This is a genomic window from Granulicella tundricola MP5ACTX9 (assembly GCF_000178975.2).
GTDB classification, from domain to species: Bacteria; Acidobacteriota; Terriglobia; order Terriglobales; family Acidobacteriaceae; genus Edaphobacter; species Edaphobacter tundricola.
On sequence record NC_015064.1, the window covers coordinates 531760 to 555259 of the forward strand.

A 23500-nucleotide genomic window follows, 5' to 3' on the forward strand; every position below is an offset into this window, starting at 1 on the left:
ACCAAATCCAGGAGCGGTGGGGCGGGAGGTTAGGTGCAGTCGATTGCTGCCGGAATCGACTGCACCACCCTCCACCCCAACAGACAAAAGCGTCTGCCGGGCCCCGGCCTGTCCGACGAGAAGACCGTCGTCCGAGGATGGGGCACCCGTTGTGGTTAGAGGGGGCCGGGGGCTCCGTAGCGGGCGGCGGTTTTGATCTGGTTGATGCGGTTGAGGTGGTACTGGAAGTAGACGCCGCCGAAGAAGAAGGTCATGACGGGGTTGAGGCGGAGACCGACGGGTTCGGGGCCGTTGAAGTGCTCTTCGAGGGAGGCTCGCTGGCTGTAACGGGCGATGAGCTTGACGACCCAGGCGGAGAGGCCGATGAGGCCTGCGACGGGGTGGAAGCTGGAGTGGACGCCGCTGTGGCGCATCATCATGGCGTCGTGGAAGCCGTTGAAGCCGCCAAAGAAGATCTGGAGGACCGTCAGGACGACGAAGCCGATGTAGTACATCATGGAGGTCGCGTTGGGCTGGACGCGCTTGAGCCAGGCGGCAACGACGAGGTTCCAGATGATCATGAAGAAGGAACAGGTAAGGAAGCCGAAGAGGAGGACGAGGCCCCAGTGTAGGTTGGGGGCGTCGGGGTACTGGGAGGCGGCTGCGGCGGGGTTGAACTGGGGTGCGCCGGGGTTGGGGGTGAAGGCCGGGGTGAAGACGGGGGCGGAGTAGGCGGGGGCGGGGGCTCCGGAACTGAAGCCAGTGGTGCGGCCGGCCAGGATCTCGGAGACGGGGAGCCATTCCGACATTTCTTCGCTTTTGGCGAGGTCGGTGGGAAGGACGTTGCCGCTGACGACGTAGCGCTGCAGGTCTTCAAGGGTGTAAGGACCGTACATCTGGCCGTTACGGGAGATCTGATAATGCATGGACGAGCTCCTGGATGCGGGCGGGGATGGGTTGGGGGTACGTCACCGATGAAAACACGGGGGGGCGGGTTGAGGCAATTTTGTTTTTTGAATGGGGTGAGGGGCGCGTGTAAAAGCAGATCCCCTTCGGGATGACAACCAATGAGGGGCGAATGGAGATTTGTGGAACCCACGTCCCAGAATCGGGACATGGGGCACCCCTCTTCTGGGCGGGGGAGAGACGGCCCGGGGCTAAAGCCCGGGGTTTCTTCGGCTCGTTGACGGGGGGCTGAAGCCCCCCTCTAATCCGAACGGCAACGGCAGGTTCCTCCGCTGCGCTCTGAATGACCCCTTGAAGGGTTTCGTCGGAGGGGTTAGAGGGTTTGGTTGTTGGCGGTGGGGAGGATGGTGTCTTTTGCGGCGCGGCTCAGGTGGATGCGGAGGTCGGTTACGTTGTGGAGGGCGAAGGCCGGGGTGGCGGTGGGGGCTGTGATGGCTAGAAAATCGGCGCGGGTTACGTCATCCAGGTAGAAGGACGGGCGGGCGTCCGGGGTGGCGGAGGCGATCTCGATGTGCGACATTTCAAGGTTCTTCATGTGGCGGAGGAAGAAGCCCTGGGTGGGCATGGGTCCGAACATGCCGGGGTCGGGGTACTTGTCGGCTGCTTCCGGGGGGACGAGCGCGGCGTCTTCGGAAGTGCCTCCGCCGAGCGAGTGGGCGTAGACGTTGGCGATCTTGACGTCCTCAATGGGGTAGCCGGGGATGCCGGAGAGGATGTTGCAGAACTTGGGCAGGGTGTTGTAGCTGGTGACGTTGGAGACGAGGATGCGGCGCATGGTGCCGACCTTGGTCGAGTCTTTGGGGCCGCGGAGGCGGTTGCCGAGACGGAAGAAGAGGGAGCCGCTGACGCAATCGCGCATGGTGATGTTGGTGATGGCGATGTCTTCGCAGAGGGCACCGTCGTCGGATTCAAGGGCGAGGCCGTAGCAGCCTTCGAAGACGCAGTTGGAGATGGTGATGTTGCGGAAGCCGCCGTTGGACTCGGTACCGCACTTGATGCGGCCGTTGCGGGTGACGCGGGGTGCGTCGGCGGGGATCTTTTTGAAGGTGCCATCGAGGACGGAGCCGAGCTGGTACCAACCGGTGACGATGCAGTTGGTGATGGTCATGTTCTCGGTGGGTTTATTGAAGCCGAGGGCGAAGGAGGACTTGGGGCAGATGGCGTCGTCCCAGGGGGCGTTGACGGAGCAGTTGGAGACGACAACGTTTTTGCAGCAGTCGATGTCCATGCCGTCACGGTCGGTGTCGATGGTGAGATTGTCGATGACGAGGTTGTCGACGCCGGTGAGGAGGAGGCCGAAGTGTCCGCCTTTGAGGAGGGAGAAGTCGCGGAACTGGACGTTGCGGCAGTTTTTGAGGGCGATGGCCTTGTTGCCGACGCCGGGCTGCTCGGCCTGGTACATGGGGTAGTCGCCACGTGGGGGACGGGGGGCCTGGTTGACGGGCTGGGCGGAGAGCTGGCCGCGCGGTTTGCCGTCGGGGCCGAGGCCGGATTCAGGGCCGAAGCCGGGGCGGGGCATGGTCCCGGGTGGGCGGCCGGGTCCGGCACCGTAGCTGAGGCCCTTGCCGTAGATGAGGCCGGGACCGGAGATGGAGACGTTGTGGATGTTTTCGCCCCAGATGAGGGAGTTGTGCCAGTGGTTGTGGCCGTAGTCCTGGAATGGCTCGAAGTCGCCCTGCGGCTCGGCGGGGTCGTAGGTGCCGCCTAGCTGGCCGGTAGTTTCGCCGGGTTTGGGGGATTCGGCGGCGAGGAGGATTGCGCCCTGCGAGAGGAAGAGGGCTACGTTGCTTTTGAGGCGGATGGAGAAGCAGAGCCAGGTGCCGGCAGGGAAGACGACGGTGCCTCCGCCGGCTGCGGCCGCGGCTTCAATGGCGGCGTTGACGGCGGGGGTGTCGAGTGACTTGCCGGAGCCGGTTGCGCCGAAGGTGCGGATGTCGAAGAAGAGGGGGGAGTTCGTGGGGGTGCGGGGTGCGGCGAACGAGGTTGCGGGGGCCAGGGCGGCGAGAGCTAACGGGGAGAGTTTGAGGAGGTCGCGGCGGGCGGAGTTCATAGGCAGCCATGCTACCAGAGCGATGGGGGAATTGTTTCTGGATGAGGGAGGGCGTAATGCGGATAGGAGGGTGGGGAGAGGCAACGGCCCGGGGCTAAAGCCCCCTTTTGTGTGTGGGCCTTTGACGGGGGCCTAAAGGCCCCCTCTAATCCGAACGGCAACGGCAACGGCAACGGCAACGGCAACGGCAACGGCAACGGCAACGGCAGCGGCAACGGCAGCGGCAGCGGCAACGGCAGCGGCAACGGCAGCGGCAACTGCTTGGCAACTGCTTGGCTGGGTGAGAGCGTGCTTTCCCACTCATCGCGATAGTGCTGCGATGAATGGGACACGGAGATGGTTGGGCTGGGAGGGGTTAAGGGCGTCGTTTGCTTCCGCAAACGATACCCCACCCTATCCGACGATGAGACCGTCGTCTGAGGATGGGGCACCCGTGTTGGGCTGCTTTAGAGTGGCGGGAGGTTGGCGGTGGACCAGCCTCCGCCGAGGGCCTTGATGAGCAGGACGCTTGCGTCCATGCGGCGGCGCATGATGTCGATGTCGTTGCGTTCGTTGAGGAGGGCGGTTTGCTGGGCGGTGACGACCTGGAGGTAGGTGTCCAGGCCTCCGACGTAGCGGTTGTTGAAGATGTTCTGTGCGCCCTGGGCGGCTTCAGTGGCCTGGCGCTGCTGCTCCTGCTCGTCTGTGAGGATGCGGAGGGCGGAGAGATTGTCTTCGACCTGCTGGAAGGCGGTGAGGACGGTCTGGCGATAGTCGGCTGAGGACTGCTGGTAGCCGGCGATGGCCTGGTTGGAGATGCCGCGGCGACGACCGAAGTCGAGGAGGGTCTCGTCGAGTTCGGGTCCGAGGGTATAGGCGAGATTGCCGGCGGAGAAGAAGCTTCCGAGGGTGTTGGCCTGGAGGCCGAAGCTGTTGTTGAAGGAGAGGGTAGGGAAGTAGGCTGCGCGTGCGATGCCGATGCGCTCGTTGGCTTCATGGGCGCGGCGCTCGGCTGCGGCGATGTCGGGGCGGCGCTCGAGGAGCTGCGAGGGGAGACCGTAGGGGATGAAGGGCGGCTTGGTTTCGAGCGGGGCTACGGGGACGGAGAAGCTGTTAGGCGGTTGGCCGACGAGGACGGCGATGGCGTGCTCGTAGTTGGCGCGCTGGACGAGGACGTCGTGCTGTTGGACGATGGCGGCCTGGAGCTGGGTCTTTGCCTGGAAGACGTCGGACTCCGGGACTACGCCGCCTTCAAAGCGGTTGGTGGTGATGCGGAGGGCTTCCTGGTAGTCCTTGATGGTTTCGGCGAGGAGCTTGTACTGGGCATCGGAGCTGCGGACTTCGAAGTAATCGACGGCCAGGTCTGATTGGATGGAGAGCTGGGCTCCCTGAAGGTCGGCGGCGGAGGCCTGGGTTTCTTCTTTGGCGATGTTGACGGTGCGGCGGATGCGTCCCCAGAGGTCGACTTCATAGTTGAACGTGAGGGGCAGGGCGACCGTGCCCTGACCGGGCGTAGAGCCGCTGGGGGTGTAGAAGGGACGCTGGTCCGAGTAACGGATGCCGCCGGCGCTGGGTCCGGTGCCGATGGTGGGGAAGAGGTCGGCGCGGTTGATGCCGATCTGGGCGCGTGCGCCGTCGTAACGGGCTGCGGCGGACTTCAGGGACTGGTTCTGGATGCCGGCTTCGACTTCGAGCTTGTTGAGTTCGGGGTCCTGGAAGATGTTCCACCAGTCGCCACGGAGGACAGCGTCTGCGGGGGTGGCGGGGTGCCAGTTGGGGTCCGACTCTTTATAGGCGTCCTTGAAGGTCTCGGGTGCCTGGTAGGTGGGGACGGTGGGCTTGACGTACTTTGGCCCGACCATGCAGCCGGTGGTGAGGGAGAGGCCGGCTGCGAGGAGGACTGCTCGTGCTGCGGTTTGGCGACTGCTTGTGGCGTTCACTTTGCTGCTCCGTTTTCCTGGGGTCCCTGCTGGCCGGCGATGGTGACCTGCTGACCGTCTGCGATGGAGTCGGAGGGGTCTGTGATGACCTGGTCGGTGGCGGTGACACCGGAGGAGATTTCGACGATCTCGCCGCCGTCGCTGGCGATGGTGACGGGAACGAGATGGACGCGGCCATCGCGTACGAGAGCGACCTGGAGGCCCTGCGAGCGGAAGATGAGGGTGTTGGAGGGCAGGGTCAGGTACTGGCCGTGGCTGGAGAGTTTGAAGTGGGCGAAGACGTAGGCCCCGGGGAGGAGGGTTCCGGCCGAGTTGGGGACGTCGACTTCCACGTTGAGGGTGCGGGTGGAGGGGTCGACTGCGTTTGCGTTGCGGGTGACGACGCCGTCGAAGCTGCGGCCGGGGAACTGGTCGCTGGTGAGGGAGACGTGTTCGCCGTCGACGATGGCGGCGGTGTCGGCTTCAGGGACGGAGACGAAGACGCGGATGCGGTCGATGGCGGCGAGGTGGAAGAGCTCGCGTGCGTTGGCTCCGTTGCCTTCCTGGCCTGCGACGATGAGGGCACCGACGTCCGTGTTGCGGGCGGTGACGATGCCGTCGAAGGGAGCGTAGATCTTCTCAAAGGACTGAAGCTGCTGGAGGCGGCGGACGGCGGCCTGGGAGGCTTCGACGGCGGCGTTCTTGGCGAGCGCGTTGCCGATGGCTTCGTCTGTCTCCTGCTTGGAGACGGAGTTGGACTTGAGGAGGTTCTGGTAGCGGGTCTGGGTGGTGTTGGCGAGATCGAGGTTGGCCTGGGCGCTCTTGAGATCGGCCTGTGCGACCTGGAGTTGCTGGTCGACCTCCGGGGTCTCGATGGTGGCCATGAGCTGGCCGCGATGGACGTGCGCGCCGATGTCAAAGAACCACTGCTTGAGGTAGCCGTTGGTGCGGGAGTAGATGGGGGTGTCGACGTAGGCCTGGGTCGCGCCGGGGAGTGAGAGCTCGTTGGCGAGGCGGTTGCCGGAGGGATGGATGACGGCGACGATGGGAACGGAGGCTTCGACGGTCGTGTGCTCGAGCTTTCGCTCTTCGGCCTTGCGATGCAGGATGCCGTAGGCGATGACGACGATGACGATGATGGCTACGACAGCGAGCGTGGCCCAGATGGAGCCGCCGAGACCTTTGCTGTTATCAACCTTGAGGTTGGGCTGGTTGGGCGCGGGGCTGGTCTCAGGCTGGGTGTCGAGGCGATCTCCGTGGGAGTCTGCGACGTGGGTCTGGTGCGCGTTTTGAGGATCGAGGGGCGGGGCAGTTTCGTTGATGGCGTTCATAGTTTTAGGCTCCGGCGGCTGCGTGATGCGGGTTTGCGTCCTGGGTGGCTGTGGCTACGGCGCTGGATTTGCGGCGACCGTGGAGCAGGGCGAAGACGGACGGAACGAAGACCAGGGTGGCGAGGGTGGCGGCGCTGAGACCGCCGATGACGGCACGTCCGAGCGGCGCGTTCTGTTCACCGCCTTCACCAGCCCCGAGCGCCATGGGGATCATTCCGATGATCATGGCGAGTGCGGTCATCATGACGGGACGGAAGCGCGTGGCTCCGGATTCGAGCGCGGCGGCGAGTGCGTCGCCGTGATGCTCGAAACGTTCCTTGGCGAAGGAGACGACAAGGATGGAGTTGGCGGTGGCGACACCCATACACATGATGGCTCCCATGAGCGCGGGGACGGAGAGTGTAGTTCCCGTGATGAAGAGGAACATCACGATGCCTGCGAGCGCGGCGGGGAGCGCGGTGATGATGATGAAGGGATCCAGCCAGGACTGGAAGTTGACGACGATGAGCAGGTAGACGAGGACGATGGCGAAGCCTAGTCCGGAGATGAGTCCGAAGTAAGAGCTGCGCATGGTATCGACCTGACCGCGAACGCGGATGAGGCTGCCCTTGGGGAGGAGCTTCCGGTTACGATCGACGATGGTCTCAATCTCCTTGGAGACGGAGCCGAGGTCGCGATCCTGGACGTTGCCGTAGATATCGACGACGCGATGGATGTTGTAGTGGTTGACGACCTCCATCTCCGTGCCGCGCTGGATGGAGGCGACATCCGCCAGGATCTCCGGCTTTTTGGCGTTGGCGGAGGAGAGCGGGATGTTGCGGAGATCGTTGAGGCTCTGAATCTGATACTGCGGGGTCAGGGCCACGAGCGGATAGACGACGCCGTTCTTGGTGTTCCAGTAGAACTGCGGCGCAAGCTGGGTGCTGCCGGAGAGCATGTTGACGACGGAGCCGCCTACATCCTTCTCGTTGTAACCGCCCTGTGAGGCCTTGGTGCGGTCTACGTTGATGTCGTAGGTGGGGTAGTCGTCGGGCTGCTGGACGCGGAGATCGACGAGGCCGGGAACGGTGCGCATTTCGCCGAGGATCTTATCGAGAACCTTGCGATTGCCGCGGATGTCCGCGCCTTCAATCTGGACATCGATGGGCGAGGGCAGGCCGAAGTTGAGGATCTGGGTGACGATGTCCGAGGGCAGGAAGTAAAAGGTGGTGCCCTGGAACTCCTTGGGGAGATTGGAGCGGAGGGTGCGAACGAAGTCGGCGGTGGCGGTGTGATCTTCCTTCAGCGAGACCAGGATGTCCGCGTCACCCGCGCCGATGAGGCCGGAGGTGGCGTGCTGGAAGTTGAGGGTGGAGTAGGGGAGGCCGATGTTGTCGAGGATGTTATCGACCTGGGCGGAGGGGATGGTCTTGCGGATCTGCTGCTCGACGAGATCGCAGAGCCTGGCGGTCTCTTCAATACGGGTTCCGGAGGGTGCGCGCAGATGCAGGATGAAGGAGCCGGTGTCCGTGGCGGGGAAGAAGTTCTGGCCGAGGAACGGGATCAGCAGGAAGGCGCAGAGGCAAAGGAGCAGGAAGGCCGGAACGAAGACCTTGCGGGAGACGATGAGGCTGTTGAGGAGGTTCTGATAGCCGGCGCGAAGCTTTTCAAAGTTGCGCTCGAAGCCGCGCTGGAAGCGGGCGAGAGGGTTGCGCGAAGGGACGGCATGATGATCGTGCTTTTTGAGCAGGTACATCGCCATGGTGGGGACCAGGGTACGGGAGAGGATGTAGCTGGCGAGCATGGCGAAGACGACGGACTCGGCCAGAGGCACGAAGAGGTAACGGGCTACGCCGGAGAGGAAGAACATGGGCGTGAAGACGATGCAGATGCAAAGGGTGGAGACGAGGGCGGGGACGGAGATCTGTGCGGCACCCTCAACGATGGAGGTTTCGAGCTCGTTACCCTCTTCGAGGTAGCGCTCGATGTTCTCGATGGTGACGGTGGCGTCGTCGACCAGGATGCCGACGGCGAGGGCGAGACCGCTGAGGGTCATGATGTTGATGGTCTCGCCGATGAGGCCGAGGACGATGATGGAGGAGAGGATGGAGAGTGGGATGGAGATGGCGATGATGATAGTGGAACGCCATGAGCCGAGGAAGAGCAGGATCATGAGGCCGGTGAGGATGGCGGCGATGATGGCTTCGCGGATGACGCCGACGACCGAGGCGCGTACGAAGACGGACTGATCGCTGATGGGGGTGATGACGAGTGCGGGCGGCAGGGTGAGCTTCAACTGAGGCAGCAGTCCGCGAATCTGGCTGACGACTGAAAGAGTGGAGGCGCTGCCGGATTTGAGGATGGTGATGAGCACGCCGCGCTTGCCGTCCTGGCGAACGATGTTGGTCTGCGGGATGGAGCCGTCGGAGACGTTGGCGACGTCGTGCACGTAGATGGTGGTGCCGTTGACCTGTTTGAGGGGTAGATCGTTGAGGCCGGCGATGGAGACGGGCGCGGAGTTGAGCTTGACGTCGTACTCATCCATGCCGATCTTGGCGGTACCGGAGGGCTGCGTGACGTTCTGGGTGGCCATCGCGCTGAGTACGTCCTGCGGGCTCAAGCCCTGGGCCTGGAGCTTCTTGGGGTCCAGGTTGACCATGATGGAGCGCTGCTTGCCGCCATAGACGTTGGGCACGACGGCGCCAGGGACGGTGACGAGTGCGGGCCGGACGAAGTTGAGGCCGGTATCGTTGAGGATCTGCTCTGAGAGCCCTGCGCCGGAGAGTCCGAGCTGAAGGATGGGCACCGACGAGGCGGAGAAGTTGATGATCTGCGGAGGCAGGGTGCCGGGAGGCAGTTGGCGGAGCTCAAACTGGGCGGAGCTGGTGACCTGGGCGTTGGCGGTATCGAGCGACGCGCCGGGCTGCAGGTAGATCTTGACGACGACCTGGCCGTTTACGGTGGTGGACTCAATGTGCTGGATGTTATCGACGAGCACGGTGAGCGCCTTCTCGTACGGCGTGGTGAGGCGGCCTTCGAGCTCTTCCGGGTTGAGGCCGGTGTACTGCCAGGCCACGGAGACGACCGGGATGTTGATGGCCGGGAAGATGTCCGTGGGGGTATTGAGGATGATGACCGGGGCAGCGATCAAGATCAGAATTGCAAGCACGATGAAGGTGTACGGTCGGCTAAGCGCTATTTTGACAATCCACATGAGTGGCTATTCCTCGTTCCTCTCCCAGCGCGAGAAACCGCCGGGTTGGGGCCTGATAAGCCGTAGTTATAGGACACCACAGAATGACGTAAGGTTTCACAGGAATTTCCGGCGCTATTGAACGGAAAGACCGATCAGGAGACAATCCTGTTATGGAACTACGCCACTTACGTTACTTCTGTGCAGTTGCGGAGTATGGGACTTTTCGCGAGGCTGGACGACACCTTCATGTCTCGCAATCAGCTATCAGCGAGCAGGTGGCGGACCTGGAACACGAGATCGGCGGGGCGCTGCTGGAGCGTAGTCAACGCTCGACCAGGCTGACGCGGCAGGGCGAGATCTTTCTGGAAGAGGCGAAGAAGACACTGCTGGCGGCGGAGCGGACGGTGGATCTAACGCGGCGGTCGCTGCTGGGGCAGGAAGGGACGCTGGCGATCGGGTTCTTTCTGTGGGGGGCGGGCGGATTCTTTACGCGGATCATTCGCGACTACCGGAAGCTTCATCCGAACATCAAGCTGTCGCTGATGGATATGCACGCACACGACCAGATGGCCGCGATGGAGAGTGGGCAGCTCGACATTGGGTTTACGCGCCCGCTGGTGGCTCCGTATGACAAGCTCTTCCGGTCTGAGCCGCTTTACAACGATCCGATCGTGGTGGTGATGCCGAAGGAGCATCCGCTGGCGAAGGGGCCGGTGACGATCCAGGATCTGGCGGCGGAGCGGTGGGTGCTGTGCGAGCGGCCGTTTATTCCGGCACTGTTCGACAGCATCATTGCGCTGTGTACGTCGCATGGGTTTTCACCGAATATCGTGAACGGTTCTTCGACGTGGTCCGGGGTGATGACGCTGGTGGAGGCGGGCGAGGGGATCGGGCTGGTGCCTTCCGGGGCGCGGTATATCCGTCCGCCGGGGCTGGTGTTCTGTGAACTGGAGCCGAATATCACGAAGGTGGGGCTCTCTCTGGTGTGGAACCCGCTGAATGAGGGGCCGGTGGTGAAGTCGTTTTTGAAGCTGGTGCGGGAGAATAAGGAACGGATACGAAAGAGTGCGGGGAACTGAAGATGACGGTACGGTTGGCGACGATGGAGGATGTTTCGGCGGTCATGGGGCTGGTTCGGCGGGTGGTGCCGGGGATGCGGGCGGGCGGCAACACGCAGTGGGATGATGTTTATCCGAACGCCGAGGTGTTTGGGCGGGATGTGGAGTTGGGGCAGCTTTGGGTGGCGGAGATCGATGGGGTGATTGCGGGAGTTGCCGCGATTACGACCGACCAGGAGCATGAGTATGCGGAGGTGGGGTGGGATATTACGGAGACGGCGATCGTGGTGCATCGGCTGGCGGTGGACCCGGCGTTTCAGGGGCGGGGGATCGCGAGGGCGCTGATGGAGCTTGGGGAGACGGTGGCTCGGGAGCGTGGGATTGGAGTGCTAAGGGTGGATACGAGTAAGGATAATGCGGTGACGCAGCGGCTGTTTCCTAAGCTGGGGTATCGGCTGGATGGGGAGATTGGGCTTAGCTTCAGGCCGGGGCTTCGGGTGCTTTGCTATGAAAAACGGCTGGGGTGAAGTTGTGGCCACACCAGGCGAACGGCCTGAGTTGATCAAGATTGATAAAGGCGATCAAGACTGATAGAAGCAACTGCCGGGTTTTCGCTTGATTAGCTTTGATCGCTTTTATCAATACTTATCAACTCAGGCTTTTTCTTATTGAGGCGACTCGTTCAGTTTGATGACTACTCCTTCGTTGGGGCGGAGTTGCATCCATTCGATCCAGGGGCGGTCCTGCTGGTCGAGGTAGGTGCTTAGGATGAGGGTGCCTTTGGGGGAGTCGATCCATTTGGTTTCGTTGGTGAAGTTGAGGTGGATCTGGTAGCGTTCGGCTTCACCGGCTCGGGTGTAGGTGAGGACTTCGCTGGGGGAGATGACTTCAGTGACGGTGCCGCAGTGGAGGGCGGGGGTGGCGCTGCGGAGGGTGAGCAGGGCTCGGTAGAGGTGGAGGAAGGAGCGCGGGGCGGCTTCTTCGGCGGTGACGCTGATGCGGACGTGTTCGTCGACGAGGGGGAGCCAGGGGGTGGGGGCGGAGGTGAAGCCGGCGTTGGGGGTCTCGTCCCAGAGCATGGGGGAGCGTTCGGGGTCGCGGCCGAAGCCTTGACCTGGCTGGTTCTTTTCTGCGGGGTCCTGGACCTGGTCGGGGGTGATGGTGGCGTCGGTCATGCCGAGTTCGTCGCCGTAGTAGAGCGTGGGGGTGCCGCGCAGGGTGAGGATGAGCATGGCGGCGACGCGGGCCTGGGCTGCGCCGATGCGGGTGGCGAGGCGGTGCTGATCGTGATTGCCGAGGACCCAGTTGGGCCATGCGCCGGGGGGGAGGGCGGCTTCATAGCTGCGGATGAGCTCCGCGATGAGGTCTGCCTGCCATGCGGTCTGGATGAGGTGGAAGTTGAAGGGAAGCTGCGCGCCGTGAAGGTGCGGGGTTTCCAGGTAGCCGGAGGAGGCGGTGTCGCCGGGTTCGTAGTAGCGGACGAGCTCGTCGATGGGGAGGTAGATCTCGCCGATGAGGACGCGCTCGGAGTACTCGTCGACGAGGGCGCGCATCTGGCGGACGATCTCGTGGGTTTCGGGCTGGTCGGCGGTGTAGGTGGGGAGGATGGACCAGAAGGACGAGCCGCCGTTGAAGTCGGGGTTGGGCGGGTTGGAGCGGAACTGGTCGTCCTTGATGAGGAGCCAGAGGACGTCCATGCGGAAGCCGTCTACGCCCTTATCGAGCCAGAAGCGCATGGCGGCGAAGATGGCGGCGCGGACTTCCGGATTGCGCCAGTTGAGGTCTGGCTGCTGGGTGAGGAAGGAGTGGTAGTAGAACTGACGGGTGATTTCGTCGTAGGTCCAGGCGGTGCCGCCGAAGTTGGACATCCAGTTGTTGGGGACGCGGCCTTCGTTGCCGTCGCGCCAGAGGTACCAGTCTCGTTTGGGGTTATCGCGGGAGCTGCGGGATTCGAGGAACCAGGGGTGCTGATCCGAGGTGTGATTGGGGACGAAGTCCAGGATGACCTTGAGGTTGCGGGCGTGCGCGCCGGCGAGGAGGGCGTCGAAGTCATCGATGGTGCCGAAGAGGGGATCGACGCCGGTGTAGTCGGCGACGTCGTAACCGAAGTCCGCCATGGGCGAGGGATAGAAGGGCGAGATCCAGATGGCGTCTACGCCGAGCGTGGCGACGTAGTCCAGGCGGCTGGAGATTCCTGCGAGGTCGCCGACGCCATCGCCGTTGGAATCCTGAAACGACCTGGGGTAGATCTGGTAGATGACCCCGTCCCGCCACCAGAGCTTGCAATGTTCACTCATCGTTTTGGTTGGATGCGGGACATAACGGACAGGGCATAGAGGAGCGGAACTTCAGTACTAGGCGGTTCCGTCCGGGTGCGCCGAGAGACCGAGGATCGCTTCGATCTCGTCGATGGAGGCTGGGCGGGCGAGCAGGTGGCCCTGCATTCCGTCTACGCCGATGCGCTCCAGCGCCGCGCGTTGCTCACGCTTTTCTACGCCTTCCGCGATGACCTCCATCTTGAGGCTGTGGCCCATTGCGACGATGGCTTCGACAATGGGATAGCTGCCGTTGGCGTCGCAGATGCGATTGACGAAGGAGCGGTCGATTTTGACGGTGGAGATGGGGAGGCGGTTGAGGTGCTGGAGGGAGGAGTAGCCGGTGCCGAAGTCGTCGATGGCGAAGCGGATGCCCTGGCTGTGGAGGAGGCGCATGCCCTTGGCGACCTCGTCAAAGTTGACGACGACGCGCTCTGTGATTTCGAGCTCGAGCCAGCTTGGCTCGATGCCCCACTCCTGCACGACGTTCATGACGGAGACGGCGTAGTCGGGCCGCAGGAGTTGGAGGGGCGAGACGTTGACGGCGATGCGCATGGGCTCGCGTCCGGGGGTGTTCCACATCTTCAACTGACGGCAGGCCTGGGCGAGAACCCAGTAGCCGATGGGATAGATGAGGCCGGATTCTTCCGCGACGGGGATGAAGCGGTCCGGCTCAATGAAGCCGCCGCCCTGACGCGGGAGGCGGAGCAACGCCTCCATACCGCGGACGGTGCCGTTGGGGCGGTACTCGAGCTGGTAGTGGAGCTGGAAGGTCTCTTCTGCCAGTGCGGTGCGGATGCAGGCTTCCATGTGCGAGCCATCATCGACGTATGGGTCTGTGCTCTCCTGCGCGATGAAGGCCCGGTTGCCGCCTGCACGTTTGGCGCGATACATGGCGAGGTCGGCGAGGCGCTGGAGCTCATCGCTTTCGGTGCCGTGGTCGGGATAGACGGCGACGCCGATGCTCGCGCCCATGGTGAGGGTGTGGTTCTCGACTTCAAAGACCTTGCCGATGGCCTGCAGGAGGAAGTTGGCGACGATCATGGCGGACTGTGCGCTTTCCACCTCTGCGAGCACGACCGTGAACTCCTCTCCGCCGACGCGTGCGACCACATCCATGCCGCGCAGACGGCGGGTGAGGCGGCTGCCCAGCTCCTTGAGGCACTCGTCTCCGATGGAGTGTCCGTACCAGTCATTGATCTGTTTGAAGCGGTCGAGATCGATGCAGAGGATGGCGACGCGATGACCGTTGCGGCGCGCGGTGATCAACGCCTGGCGGGCGCGCTCCTCCAGCGAGATGCGGTTGGCGAGGCCGGTGAGCGAGTCCTGCATGGCGATGGTCTGCCAGCGTGCCTGCTCCTTCTTATTCTCCGTAATGTCCATGGCGACGACGAGGCAGAGGGTTCGGCCTTCGGCCAGCGCCTGCCGCTCGCGGACCTCTACGGTCAGGCTTCCGCCGGATTTGGTGCGATGGCGCTCGACGCGCTCTGAGGATGCCAGCAGGTTTTCTGCGGAGGGATCATGCACGATGGGGGCGGGATCGTTGAGTAACTGGTTCAGGCTGAGGGCGAGGAACTCTTCGCGCGTGTAGCCGTACTGGTCCAGGGCGCGGGCGTTGGTGGCGACGAGTCGCAGGCTTGCCTTGTCATAGACGAACATGGCGAGGGGGTTCTCTTCAAAGAGGAAGTCCGCTCCGGGCAACGCGTCGCGGCGAGTGCCGGAGAAGTGCGTCACATCCAGAGGCCCGGGGCCTGACAGGTGCATGCGAAATGTATTGTCCTGCTCTGCCATGGGAACCCAGTTTCAAACCGTACGACTTATACATCAATCAAGCTGGTCGAATCATCCAGTGAAACTCAGGGCAGATATTCGTTCCATCTGAGGCTAGGTGCGACCCCGGCTGTGAGTAATCCCCCAAAGGTGTTGTACGGCTGAACCAAAGACCTATGGGATCTGCGCTTCACTTCGTTCCAGTAACGAAGACGTATTGTCCTCGTAGTCGACCTTCCAGTGATGGGTGGTCTTTAAAAGATAGATCAAGGGAGAGTCTCGTTCAAAGAAGACGTACCGAATCTGGTACCTGTCGAGCAGGGCGAGGGAGTCTTTGAGGCGGACGATATCGAGATAGTCCTTGAAGGTTCCGTTGTACTCGAAGATGTCGACGCGTGAATCGATGAAGACGGGTGTGTCTCGTTTGTGCCAGACAAGAAAGCCTCCCCAGAGGAACTCGTTGAAGACGCGTCCCTGAGGATGGAACGTTGCGAGGAAGGGAAGAGATTGGTCCGGGAAGCGTGAATCCTCTTTTGTTCCCGTTAGTATGCGGGTACGTATCCTGCCGCCGATAAAGCATAGGATCATGGCGATGAGCGCGAAACGAAGCATGGGACTCAACCTCTGCCTTGAGATGCGAGGCGCGGAGGCCAGGGAGACCGCAAGCAACGGACCAACGAGGATGGCCGCGAGGAAGAGGAAGCGGGAGTAGGTGAAGGCGGAGTAGAGTCCCACGGCCAGGAGGACGAGCTCAAAGGCTGTCCATTTGCGTCCGCGCAGGAGCTGCAACAGGAAGAGGACGGCGAGGCAGACGAAGAGGATGCGCCCGCGTGGGGAGTGGAAGTCGACGCTCTTCCACTCTTCTACATTGGCGATGTTGAGCTTCTGGCGGAAGGCGAGATCGAAGGGATAGAAGACGAGGTGCCAGCCGTAGGGGTTGGCGAAGAGGGCGAGGACACTGACGGCCCATACCTTGATCAGCCGCATGCGTGTGTCTGGTGGGTCAGGGGCAGCATCGATGGCGCCGTTGTGGAATGTGATCCAGCTTGAGGCGACAAAGAGGGTGAAGAGCACGATGCCGATGAGCCATGAGCCGTGGGTATTGACCCAGAGGAGGAAGACGAAGGGAAGCGCCCAGAGGAGTGCGGTGCGTCGCTTTGATAGTGCGAAGATGAGCAGCTCAAGGACCAGCAGGACCCAGCCGAAGAGCAGCGTTCGGGGACCGAAGGAGACGGTCGAAAGCAGGACGCCGGCGATGGTGGCGATGGATGCGGGGAGGATCGATCCTGAGGCGAGGTAGGCGAGCCACAAGACGCCGAGGAAGATGATCTCGATGGCGGCGAGCGTTACGAGGTAGAGGCCGGTGGTTTGAAGGAGGTGGAAGCCAGCGTAGAAGGGCAGCTCGGCAAGCCACTCATGGTTCATCCAGGACGAGCCTGCGGCGGTGAAGGAGAAGAGGTCGTGGGAGAGAAAGCAATGACACGATAGTTGTAGCTGGGCGTCGCGGAGATGCCACCATATATCGGGATCGGCCATGGAATCCGGCACGCAATAGAAGACGATGGCCGCGATGGTCAGGGCGGCGAGCAGCAGGCTGTACGGGCTGGACCGCGTGGATACAGGCGATTTGGCTGCGTGATCTATCGAGGCTATCGAATCATCCGACACGACGGGGGATGGCTCCTTCTATCAGTGAACGCGTCTGCGCATAGTGATAGTACACGCCGGGTTTTAAGATTGACGATGCGGTGCAGGTGGCTGGGTTGATGCTGCTGGTGACCCGCTGCGATGCACGGCTTGGGGTGCGGGTGAAGGCGGGATGTCGCCGAGACTCTGTCCGACCTGAGCCTGCGGGCGCTCGTACCAGGGCGTGGGGCGGCGCTATTCTCCTTGGCGGCTGATGAGTAAAGAGCGCTAGTTTACTGGGTTTTCAAGCCTCTATTGGCTTTCGCCAAGAGCTTTGCTCGTTGCTCAAAGGCCTTGTTGCGATGCTTGCGGCGTATGGGCCAATACCTGTAGATGAAACGAACTTTCGTGGTATGTCTCTCCCCAAACGTCGCGTCTACTCTCATTTCAAGAGATGAGCCGCCGATAGGACTGAGCAGGAAGAGAAAGTCAGTCGTCTCTCACTCACAAATCAAACCTGGAGAAAACATCATGAAGAATGTGAAGAACGTAATCGCTGCACTACTGAACGACGAGTCTGGTCAGGATCTTATCGAGTACGCGCTGGTTGCCGGTCTGATCGGCCTGGGCGCTGTGGTTGCCATGACCGGCCTGTCCGGCAAGATTCAGTCCTCCTTCAACAGCGTCGGCAGCTCCCTCACCAACGCAGTCTAGTTCACCGCGTCAGGCTTCATCGGAGTTTCTCTCAGGGGCGATGAGCCGCATCAAGGATGCGGCTCATCGCCAAAGAAGTGAGACGAAGAGAAGTTGTTTCAAGCCGATAAACGGAGTGACGGAGTTCCAAGATGGTCATCAACCCTCAAACCACATACCTGACGGCTGCATTGGTCTGCGCCTCCATTGGGAGTCTGCACGATCTGCGTAGCCGTCGTATCCCGAACCGTCTTACGGGTCCCGCGATCCTCTGCGGCCTGCTGCTTCACCTCGCTCTTGGAGGTTGGACACAGCTGGGTTTGTCCGCATTGGCGGGTCTGATCGCAGGAGGCATCTTTCTGGTCTTCTTCGTGGCGGGCGGTATGGGTGCGGGTGACGTGAAGCTGATGACCGCCGTAGGCTGCCTGGCAGGTACGGCTTATATCAAGGAAGTCCTGATCGCTACTGTATTGATCGGTGCCCTCATGGGCGTGGCGCTTGCACTGTATCGCGGACGTCTTCGCGAGACGATGCTCAACGTCATCACGCTGGTACAGCATCATGGTGCGGAAGGCCTGGCCGCGCACCCCGAACTTAACGTCAGGAACGTCGCCACGCTGCGCTTGCCTTATGCGCTGCCCATTGCGGCTGGATGCCTTCTGACCTTTTTCATGACATCTGGCAAGGAGCTGGTGCGATGAACGGACGTCGCCTCACCACTGCATTTCTCATTGCCCTTCTGATCTCCGGCCTGTGCACCTGGGTGCTCAGCCGCAAGATGGGTACCCACGCGGCGGAACGCGTAGCGGATCAACATTATGTCGCGGCTTCCAGGCCCCTTCAATCCGGCGAGCAGCTCAAACCGGACAGTATGGAGCTGGTGAACTGGCCCGCATCGAATCCGATCGCCGGCGGATTTCTGAAGCCCGAGGATCTGGTTGGGCGCTCCGTCCTTTATCCGGTGGAGAAGGATCAGCCGCTGACAGACAAGCTGCTTTCTACTGCCGGCTCCGGCCCTGGTCTTGCTGCGCGGATTCCGGCGGGCATGCGCGCCATCTCGTTGAAGTCGGATGAGATTATGGGCGTTGCAGGCTTCTTGTCTCCGGGCTCTCATCTTGACGTGCTTGTGACCTACCGGACCGATAAGAACCCTGAGCCTGTGACGTTGACTGTTCTGCAGGATGCCGAGGTGCTCGCTGCCGGGCAGAAGATTCAGCCCGATCCGGATGGCAAGCCCGTCACGGCTACGGTCGTCACGCTGTTGCTCACGCCGGAAGATGCGCAACGCGCTGTGCTGGCAAGCTCGCAGGGTGCGATCCACTTTATCCTGCGCAGCGGCTCGGACAAGGTGCATGTGCAAGAGTCCGCGATGGCGATGTCTCAGCTTTCCGGTGCACCGGCTCCTACGGTCCCGACTGGTCTCACCGCTCCGGTTGTTCAGAAGAGCTCGCTGGTTACGCATGCTCCGAAGAACCTCGGCGAGTTGGAGAAGCAACAGTCCAAGCCGGCTTTTGTTATTGAAACCATCTCAGGCGATAAGCAGTCCACCGAATCCTTCGGCGGGGGGAAATGAACGTGAAGAAGCGAATCCCTCTCACATCCTTTGTTCCGGCGTTGCTGCTGCTCGCCGGAACCCTACCCTTCAATCCTTGCTCCGCGTTTGCGCAGTCCGTGCAGGCTCCGGGTGATTCGCCCACCGCGCATGAAGCGCGCAAGCGCATGGACATGCATGATATGGGCGGGGATGAGACCCTGCACCTGCTGGTCGGGCACTCCATGGTGCTGCACTCTACCAGCAATATCAAGCGCATCTTCGTTGGCAATCCGACTGTGCTGCAGTCCTACACGGGCGGGCCCAGTGAGATTGTGCTCACGGCCAAGGCAACCGGCGTCAGCAGCCTCGTCGTGTGGGACACGCAAGGCCAGTCCTGCCTCTATACGATTGCCGCGGATATGGACCCGGAGACGCTGCAGCGCTCCATGCACGATGCCTACCCCAAGAGCCAGATTGATGTCGGTGGGCATGAGGGGCGGATCTTCCTTTCGGGCACGGTGCCCACGCAGGAAGCATCTGACAATGCGTTCAAGCTCGCTTCTTCGTACAGCAAGGATGTCGTGAACTCCATTCGCGTCGTCACGATCCATGGCAAACAGGTGCAGTTGAAGCTTCGCATCGTTGAAGTGGATCGCACCAAGATGGAGCAGTTCGGCATCAACCTGTTCCGCCCCACGGCGAGCAACGCGGTGGGGGGCCTGACGACCGGACAGTTTCCATCGCTGGCGACCTACGCGACCGGAACTCCTGCTACGGCGACTGCGCCGGCAGTTCCTGCCACGATCAACGTGAACAACCCGCTCAACTTCTTCATCTACAGCTTCTCGCACGAGATTGGCGCGACGATCCAGGATCTCGAGCAGAAGCAGATCCTGCAGGTTCTCGCAGAGCCGACGTTGACTGCGATGAGCGGACAATCCGCCAAGTTTCTCTCCGGCGGTGAGTTTCCCTTCCCGGTCGTGCAGGGTGGCGGTTCCGCCGCGGGCGTGGCTATTACCATCAGCTTCCGTCCTTACGGCGTGAAGGTGGACTTCACCCCGACCGTCAATGAGGATGGGTCTATCCATCTGAAGGTGGCACCTGAGGTGAGTACGCTGGACTTCTCAAACGCGGTGACCATTTCAGGCTTCACGATTCCGGCGCTCTCCACGCGGCGTGCTGAGACGGAGGTCGAGATCCTCAACGGCCAGACGTTTGCGCTGACCGGCCTGCTGGATCACCGGACGACCGAAAGCCTCAGCCAGATCCCCGGCATCTCCCGCCTGCCGATTCTTGGCAAGCTGTTTGCGACGACCAAGTCCTACACGCACTCCGTCATCGAACTTGTGGTTCTGGTGACCGCCAACGTGGTCGATCCGCTGACGCAGCCGACCGATACCACTCAGCCCGACATGGCCGTGCCGAACCTCGACAAGAGCGTCTTCGACAACGACCTCTCCAAAGAACAGAAGCTTCCCAAGAAGCCCTAACTCCCGGGTTGGAACAGGACACACCTCATGGCAGATAACTCTCAATTCGATCACGCGGTCCAGGCGGTCTTCAGCGTATGCGCTTCGCCGGACGTAGCCAGCGCCGCAATGGCCGCTTGCCCTGAGGTTCAGGGCTCGGTGTTTGCGGGCGAGTTCAACGACTACTTCAGTGGCGAGCGTCGTCCGCAGATCTCACAGACCCTGAAGGCCGCAACCGGCTGCGTGGCGCTGGTCGACTGCGACCGCGATCCGGAGCAGGCACTGCAGACCATGGAGCGCCTGCGTGCGCTGATGCTGCGCAACCTCAGCGTTGTGGCCTATGCGACGAAGGTTGATGCGACGTATCTGCTGCAGGCTATGCGGGTGGGCTGCAATGAGTTTCTGACCAAGCCGGCCAGTACGGATGCCCTGGAGGAAGCGCTCAACCGCTTTCGTGCTGCTCACATCTCAGAGGCGGGCGGACAGCCGAACTCAGGACGCGTGATCTCGTTCTTCGGCGCCAAAGGCGGTGCCGGTACGACGACGCTGGCGGTCCACCTGGCCAACAATCTTGTGCGCCGCCACCGCAAGCGGACGCTGCTGATCGATCACCACCATGAGCTCGGGCATATCTCGTTGTATCTCGGTCTGAAGGGCGGCCAGTATCACTTTGACGAGTTGATCCGTAACTCGGATCGGCTTGACGGCAACCTGCTTAACGGCTTCGTCACGCGCCACACGGGAGGGCTTGAAGTGCTTGCCTCGCCTGACGTGGTTGCGGCCGATTACAAGTCCAGCCCGGAAGAGATCAACTCCGTCTTCGCGTTTCTGCGGACGCAGTATGACTTCATCGTGGTGGATTCTTCCATGGACTACAAGGACATCGTTCCGACCATGCAGCAGTCCAGCGACGAGGTCTACCTGGTGTCGACACCGGACGTGGCTTCTTTGCGTGACCTTGCCCGCCGCGTAGAGCACCTGCGGTTGACCGATCCCGCCAGCGAGAAGCTGCGCATCATCATCAACCGTTCCACGTCCGACGATGCGGTGACGGCCGAGCAGATTGAGGCTGCAGTCCGCTTCCCGGTCTGGATGGCGATCCCTAACAACTATGCGGATCTGGTCCGTGCAATCAACGCCGGCGAACCGATTCCGCCGCAGCATCGCTCGGCCTTTGCGCAGCAGATCAACAAGTGGGCAGACAAGATCCTCTCCGTCATGGCGGCCCCGCTCGATCAACCCACGACCCATAAGAAGGGCTTCACACTCTTCCGTTCCAAACGCGATAAGAAGGTTGCATAAGGAGCACCGATGCCAGAAAACGTGTTGCAGATGACCGGCCCCAAGGCCATCATTCCCCAGGTTGCAATTCGCACTGCCAGCGGCGCGCTCGGCGAGGCCGCGAGTAATCAGTTGAAGACTGCCGTACACCATGAGCTCATCAAGCGCATGGATCTTGAGAAGCTGGCCGGCATGTCGTCCGACCCCAACGGCAAGCAGAAGCTGCTGGTCACCATCTCTCAGTTGGTGGGGGAGCAGAACATTCCGCTGACCGGCAGCGATCGCGAGCGCATCGCGAAAGAGGTGATGGACGAGGTCTTCGGACTTGGTCCGCTGGAGCCTCTGCTTCACGACTCGACCGTCAGCGATATCCTGGTCAATACCTACGACACCGTTTACGTGGAACGTCGCGGTGTCATTGAGAAGACGGACGTGGTCTTCCGCGATAACGCGCACCTGATGCACATCATCGACAAGATCGTTTCGGCTGTCGGCCGGCGCATCGATGAGTCGTCGCCGATGGTGGATGCGCGTCTGCTCGATGGCTCCCGCGTCAATATCGTCATCCCACCGCTCGCTGTGGATGGGCCCCTCATCTCCATTCGTAAATTCGGCTCTACGCCTCTTACGGCGGATGATTTGCTCCGCAATCGTGCTCTCACGCCGCACATGCTCGAGATCCTCAAAGGCGCGGTGAAGGCGCGGCTCAACATCGTGGTTTCCGGCGGAACCGGTTCCGGTAAGACGACGTTGCTCAACGTGCTGTCGGGCTATATCTCGCCTGATGAGCGCATCCTGACCATTGAAGACTCGGCTGAACTGCAGATCAAGCAGCAGCACGTTGCACGCCTGGAGTGCCGTCCGCCGAACGTGGAAGGCAAGGGCGCGATCAAGCAGCGTGAGCTTGTGATCAACGCACTCCGTATGCGTCCCGACCGCATCATCCTGGGCGAAATCCGCGGCGAAGAAGCGCTGGACATGCTGCAGGCCATGAACACGGGTCACGATGGTTCCATCACCACGATCCACGCCAACAACCCTCGCGACGCCATTGCGCGTCTGGAGACGATGGCCATGATGGGAAGCGTTGCGCTGCCGGAGAAGGCTATCCGCGCGCAGATCGCATCCGCCGTCCACCTCATCGTGCAGGCTTCGCGTATGAGCGATGGCTCACGCCGCATCACGCACATCAGCGAGATCACCGGCGCTACGACCGAGGTCGTCAGCATGCAGGATATCTTCCTCTTTGAGAAGCAGGGCCTAGGCGCTGCCAACAAGGTCAAGGGCCGCTTCTATGCCACGGGTATCGTGCCCAAGTTTGCGGAGAAGCTCAAGGCCGCCGGTATTCCCCTGGGTCTCAACATGATGGACCAGTCTGTGGAGATCTAGATCATGCTGGTGACTATATTTATCGGCGCACTCATCCTCAGCTTTGGGCTGGTTCTCTTCCTTCTGAGGCCGGACGATGCTGAGAAGGCGCTGGAGCGCAAGCTCAGGGTCATCTCGTCCGACGCTCGCAAGGAGCAGGCCGAGACCGAAGGCTATGCTCTCACCGTCAAGAAGGCGGAGGGTATTTTGTTTGAGATCGGTGAGATGGTGGAGCGTTACCACTTCTCGCAGGATCTGCAGCAGCTCATTCTGCATTCCGGTACGGAGACTACCGTTGGCTCTGTCATCGGTATCAGCGCTGTGCTTGCGGTTGCGGCGGCGTTGCTGGCTCACATCTTCCTGGGCATCTATATTGTGGATGCCGTTGCCTTTGTGGTGGGAGGTTCGGCTCGCTGGATGCAGCTCAAGTGGAAGAAGTCGAGCCGTCTTGGGAAGTTCGAAGAGGCGTTGCCGGATGCGATCGATCTGATGGCTCGCGCGCTGCGTGCAGGCCATGCCATGAGCTCGGCCATTGAGGTCGTCGCGGAAGAGTCCGCGGAGCCGCTGGCTGGCGAGTTCGCCATCGTCTTCCAACAGCAGAAGTTCGGTCTGCAGTTTCGCGATGCGCTGCTGCAACTGGGCGACCGTGTGCCATCCAAGGATCTTTCCTTTCTCATCACCGCCATCCTTGTGCAGAAGGAGACCGGCGGCGATCTTACCGATGTGCTCGATCGCACCACGCGCGTCATTCGTGAGCGCATCCGCATTCAGGGTGAGATCCGCACGTATACCGCGCAGGGCCGGCTCACGGGCTGGATTCTTTCCGCGCTTCCCGTCGTCATGCTTTGCCTGATCAACGTCGCGACCCCCGGCTACTCGCACATCCTCTTCCACGACCCCACCGGGCAGTTGCTCCTGGGTGCGGGCGGAGTCCTGATTCTCATCGGCGGTTTCATCATCAGCAGAGTCGTCGATATTAAGGTTTAG

General features: G+C 61.8%; 19 protein-coding genes. 11 read left to right on the plus strand and 8 right to left on the minus strand.

What is annotated here, in order from left to right; all coding sequences use genetic code 11:
- The first annotated feature begins 33 nt into the window (after positions 1–33).
- On the plus strand, positions 34–159 hold the full coding sequence (locus ACIX9_RS27265; RefSeq protein WP_269744686.1) for a hypothetical protein: 126 nt from the start codon (positions 34–36) through the stop codon (positions 157–159).
- Here the strand turns inward: ACIX9_RS27265 and ACIX9_RS23395 are convergent.
- Both ACIX9_RS23395 and ACIX9_RS02240 read right to left on the minus strand, forming a co-directional pair.
- Positions 156–905: a DUF4339 domain-containing protein gene (locus tag ACIX9_RS23395; protein WP_013578849.1), complete on the minus strand. Its 750-nt coding sequence runs from the start codon at positions 903–905 to the stop codon at positions 156–158. The genes ACIX9_RS27265 and ACIX9_RS23395 overlap by 4 nt on opposite strands.
- Positions 906–1258: 353 nt before the next feature.
- Entirely contained in the window at positions 1259–2995 is a 1737-nt protein-coding gene (locus ACIX9_RS02240) for a rhamnogalacturonidase (protein WP_013578851.1), read from the minus strand.
- A gap of 111 nt (positions 2996–3106) precedes the next feature.
- On the opposite strand from ACIX9_RS02240, the gene ACIX9_RS26235 reads away from it, so the two are divergent.
- Complete coding sequence (locus tag ACIX9_RS26235; protein ID WP_013578852.1) at positions 3107–3307, plus strand: hypothetical protein; 201 nt, start codon at positions 3107–3109, stop codon at positions 3305–3307.
- A 134-nt stretch (positions 3308–3441) separates the two neighbouring features.
- On the opposite strand, the gene ACIX9_RS02250 is transcribed toward ACIX9_RS26235, so the two are convergent.
- The 3 genes from ACIX9_RS02250 to ACIX9_RS02260 are packed head-to-tail and all read right to left on the minus strand — an operon-like array spanning position 3442 to position 9417.
- Positions 3442–4914: an efflux transporter outer membrane subunit gene (locus tag ACIX9_RS02250; RefSeq protein ID WP_013578853.1), complete on the minus strand. Its 1473-nt coding sequence runs from the start codon at positions 4912–4914 to the stop codon at positions 3442–3444.
- Entirely contained in the window at positions 4911–6224 is a 1314-nt protein-coding gene (locus ACIX9_RS02255; RefSeq protein ID WP_013578854.1) for an efflux RND transporter periplasmic adaptor subunit, read from the minus strand. The genes ACIX9_RS02250 and ACIX9_RS02255 overlap by 4 nt, the downstream gene beginning before the upstream one ends.
- A 4-nt stretch (positions 6225–6228) precedes the next feature.
- Positions 6229–9417, minus strand: coding sequence for an efflux RND transporter permease subunit (locus ACIX9_RS02260; protein WP_013578855.1), 3189 nt, complete (start codon positions 9415–9417; stop codon positions 6229–6231).
- Between the two features lie 152 nt (positions 9418–9569).
- Here ACIX9_RS02260 and ACIX9_RS02265 point away from each other — a divergent pair, with 152 nt between their 5' ends.
- Together ACIX9_RS02265 and ACIX9_RS02270 are read left to right on the plus strand one after the other, a co-directional pair.
- On the plus strand, positions 9570–10478 hold the full coding sequence (locus tag ACIX9_RS02265) for a LysR family transcriptional regulator (protein ID WP_013578856.1): 909 nt from the start codon (positions 9570–9572) through the stop codon (positions 10476–10478).
- A gap of 2 nt (positions 10479–10480) precedes the next feature.
- Positions 10481–10984: a GNAT family N-acetyltransferase gene (locus ACIX9_RS02270; protein WP_013578857.1), complete on the plus strand. Its 504-nt coding sequence runs from the start codon at positions 10481–10483 to the stop codon at positions 10982–10984.
- A 138-nt stretch (positions 10985–11122) separates the two neighbouring features.
- On the opposite strand, the gene ACIX9_RS02275 is transcribed toward ACIX9_RS02270, so the two are convergent.
- From ACIX9_RS02275 to ACIX9_RS02285, 3 genes are all read right to left on the minus strand, one after another.
- Positions 11123–12754: an alpha-amylase family glycosyl hydrolase gene (locus ACIX9_RS02275; protein ID WP_013578858.1), complete on the minus strand. Its 1632-nt coding sequence runs from the start codon at positions 12752–12754 to the stop codon at positions 11123–11125.
- A 57-nt stretch (positions 12755–12811) separates the two neighbouring features.
- Complete coding sequence (locus ACIX9_RS02280; RefSeq protein ID WP_013578859.1) at positions 12812–14563, minus strand: putative bifunctional diguanylate cyclase/phosphodiesterase; 1752 nt, start codon at positions 14561–14563, stop codon at positions 12812–12814.
- Between the two features lie 153 nt (positions 14564–14716).
- Entirely contained in the window at positions 14717–16210 is a 1494-nt protein-coding gene (locus tag ACIX9_RS02285) for a hypothetical protein (protein ID WP_013578860.1), read from the minus strand.
- A gap of 489 nt (positions 16211–16699) precedes the next feature.
- Here ACIX9_RS02285 and ACIX9_RS02290 point away from each other — a divergent pair, with 489 nt between their 5' ends.
- The 7 genes from ACIX9_RS02290 to ACIX9_RS02320 all read left to right on the plus strand — a co-directional run bounded on the left by ACIX9_RS02290 (position 16700) and on the right by ACIX9_RS02320 (position 23500).
- On the plus strand, positions 16700–16882 hold the full coding sequence (locus tag ACIX9_RS02290) for a Flp family type IVb pilin (RefSeq protein ID WP_013578861.1): 183 nt from the start codon (positions 16700–16702) through the stop codon (positions 16880–16882).
- Positions 16883–17013: 131 nt separating this feature from the next.
- Entirely contained in the window at positions 17014–17562 is a 549-nt protein-coding gene (locus ACIX9_RS23400) for an A24 family peptidase (protein ID WP_013578862.1), read from the plus strand.
- Positions 17559–18434: a Flp pilus assembly protein CpaB gene (gene cpaB, locus ACIX9_RS02300; protein WP_013578863.1), complete on the plus strand. Its 876-nt coding sequence runs from the start codon at positions 17559–17561 to the stop codon at positions 18432–18434. The genes ACIX9_RS23400 and cpaB overlap by 4 nt, the downstream gene beginning before the upstream one ends.
- A gap of 2 nt (positions 18435–18436) precedes the next feature.
- Positions 18437–19885, plus strand: a complete 1449-nt coding sequence (locus tag ACIX9_RS23405) for a type II and III secretion system protein family protein (RefSeq protein WP_198152137.1) — start codon at positions 18437–18439, stop codon at positions 19883–19885.
- A gap of 27 nt (positions 19886–19912) precedes the next feature.
- Complete coding sequence (locus ACIX9_RS02310; protein WP_013578865.1) at positions 19913–21166, plus strand: AAA family ATPase; 1254 nt, start codon at positions 19913–19915, stop codon at positions 21164–21166.
- 9 nt (positions 21167–21175) lie between these two features.
- Positions 21176–22534, plus strand: coding sequence for a CpaF family protein (locus ACIX9_RS02315; protein ID WP_013578866.1), 1359 nt, complete (start codon positions 21176–21178; stop codon positions 22532–22534).
- Between the two features lie 3 nt (positions 22535–22537).
- Positions 22538–23500 (plus strand): type II secretion system F family protein, encoded by a 963-nt coding sequence (locus tag ACIX9_RS02320; RefSeq protein WP_013578867.1) that lies wholly within the window; start codon positions 22538–22540, stop codon positions 23498–23500.

Excerpts from the sequence above, each read along its gene's own strand:
- ACIX9_RS02290 (WP_013578861.1), top strand. The coding sequence starts at position 16,700 with ATGAAGAATGTGAAGAACGTAATCGCTGCACTACTGAACGACGAGTCT.
- ACIX9_RS02260 (WP_013578855.1), bottom strand. The coding sequence starts at position 9,417 with ATGTGGATTGTCAAAATAGCGCTTAGCCGACCGTACACCTTCATCGTG.
- ACIX9_RS02255 (WP_013578854.1), bottom strand. The coding sequence starts at position 6,224 with ATGAACGCCATCAACGAAACTGCCCCGCCCCTCGATCCTCAAAACGCG.
- cpaB (WP_013578863.1), top strand. The coding sequence starts at position 17,559 with ATGAACGGACGTCGCCTCACCACTGCATTTCTCATTGCCCTTCTGATC.
- ACIX9_RS02275 (WP_013578858.1), bottom strand. The coding sequence starts at position 12,754 with ATGAGTGAACATTGCAAGCTCTGGTGGCGGGACGGGGTCATCTACCAG.
- ACIX9_RS02320 (WP_013578867.1), top strand. The coding sequence starts at position 22,538 with ATGCTGGTGACTATATTTATCGGCGCACTCATCCTCAGCTTTGGGCTG.
- ACIX9_RS02310 (WP_013578865.1), top strand. The coding sequence starts at position 19,913 with ATGGCAGATAACTCTCAATTCGATCACGCGGTCCAGGCGGTCTTCAGC.
- ACIX9_RS23395 (WP_013578849.1), bottom strand. The coding sequence starts at position 905 with ATGCATTATCAGATCTCCCGTAACGGCCAGATGTACGGTCCTTACACC.
- ACIX9_RS02265 (WP_013578856.1), top strand. The coding sequence starts at position 9,570 with ATGGAACTACGCCACTTACGTTACTTCTGTGCAGTTGCGGAGTATGGG.
- ACIX9_RS02240 (WP_013578851.1), bottom strand. The coding sequence starts at position 2,995 with ATGAACTCCGCCCGCCGCGACCTCCTCAAACTCTCCCCGTTAGCTCTC.
- ACIX9_RS02280 (WP_013578859.1), bottom strand. The coding sequence starts at position 14,563 with ATGGCAGAGCAGGACAATACATTTCGCATGCACCTGTCAGGCCCCGGG.
- ACIX9_RS02315 (WP_013578866.1), top strand. The coding sequence starts at position 21,176 with ATGCCAGAAAACGTGTTGCAGATGACCGGCCCCAAGGCCATCATTCCC.
- ACIX9_RS02270 (WP_013578857.1), top strand. The coding sequence starts at position 10,481 with ATGACGGTACGGTTGGCGACGATGGAGGATGTTTCGGCGGTCATGGGG.
- ACIX9_RS23400 (WP_013578862.1), top strand. The coding sequence starts at position 17,014 with ATGGTCATCAACCCTCAAACCACATACCTGACGGCTGCATTGGTCTGC.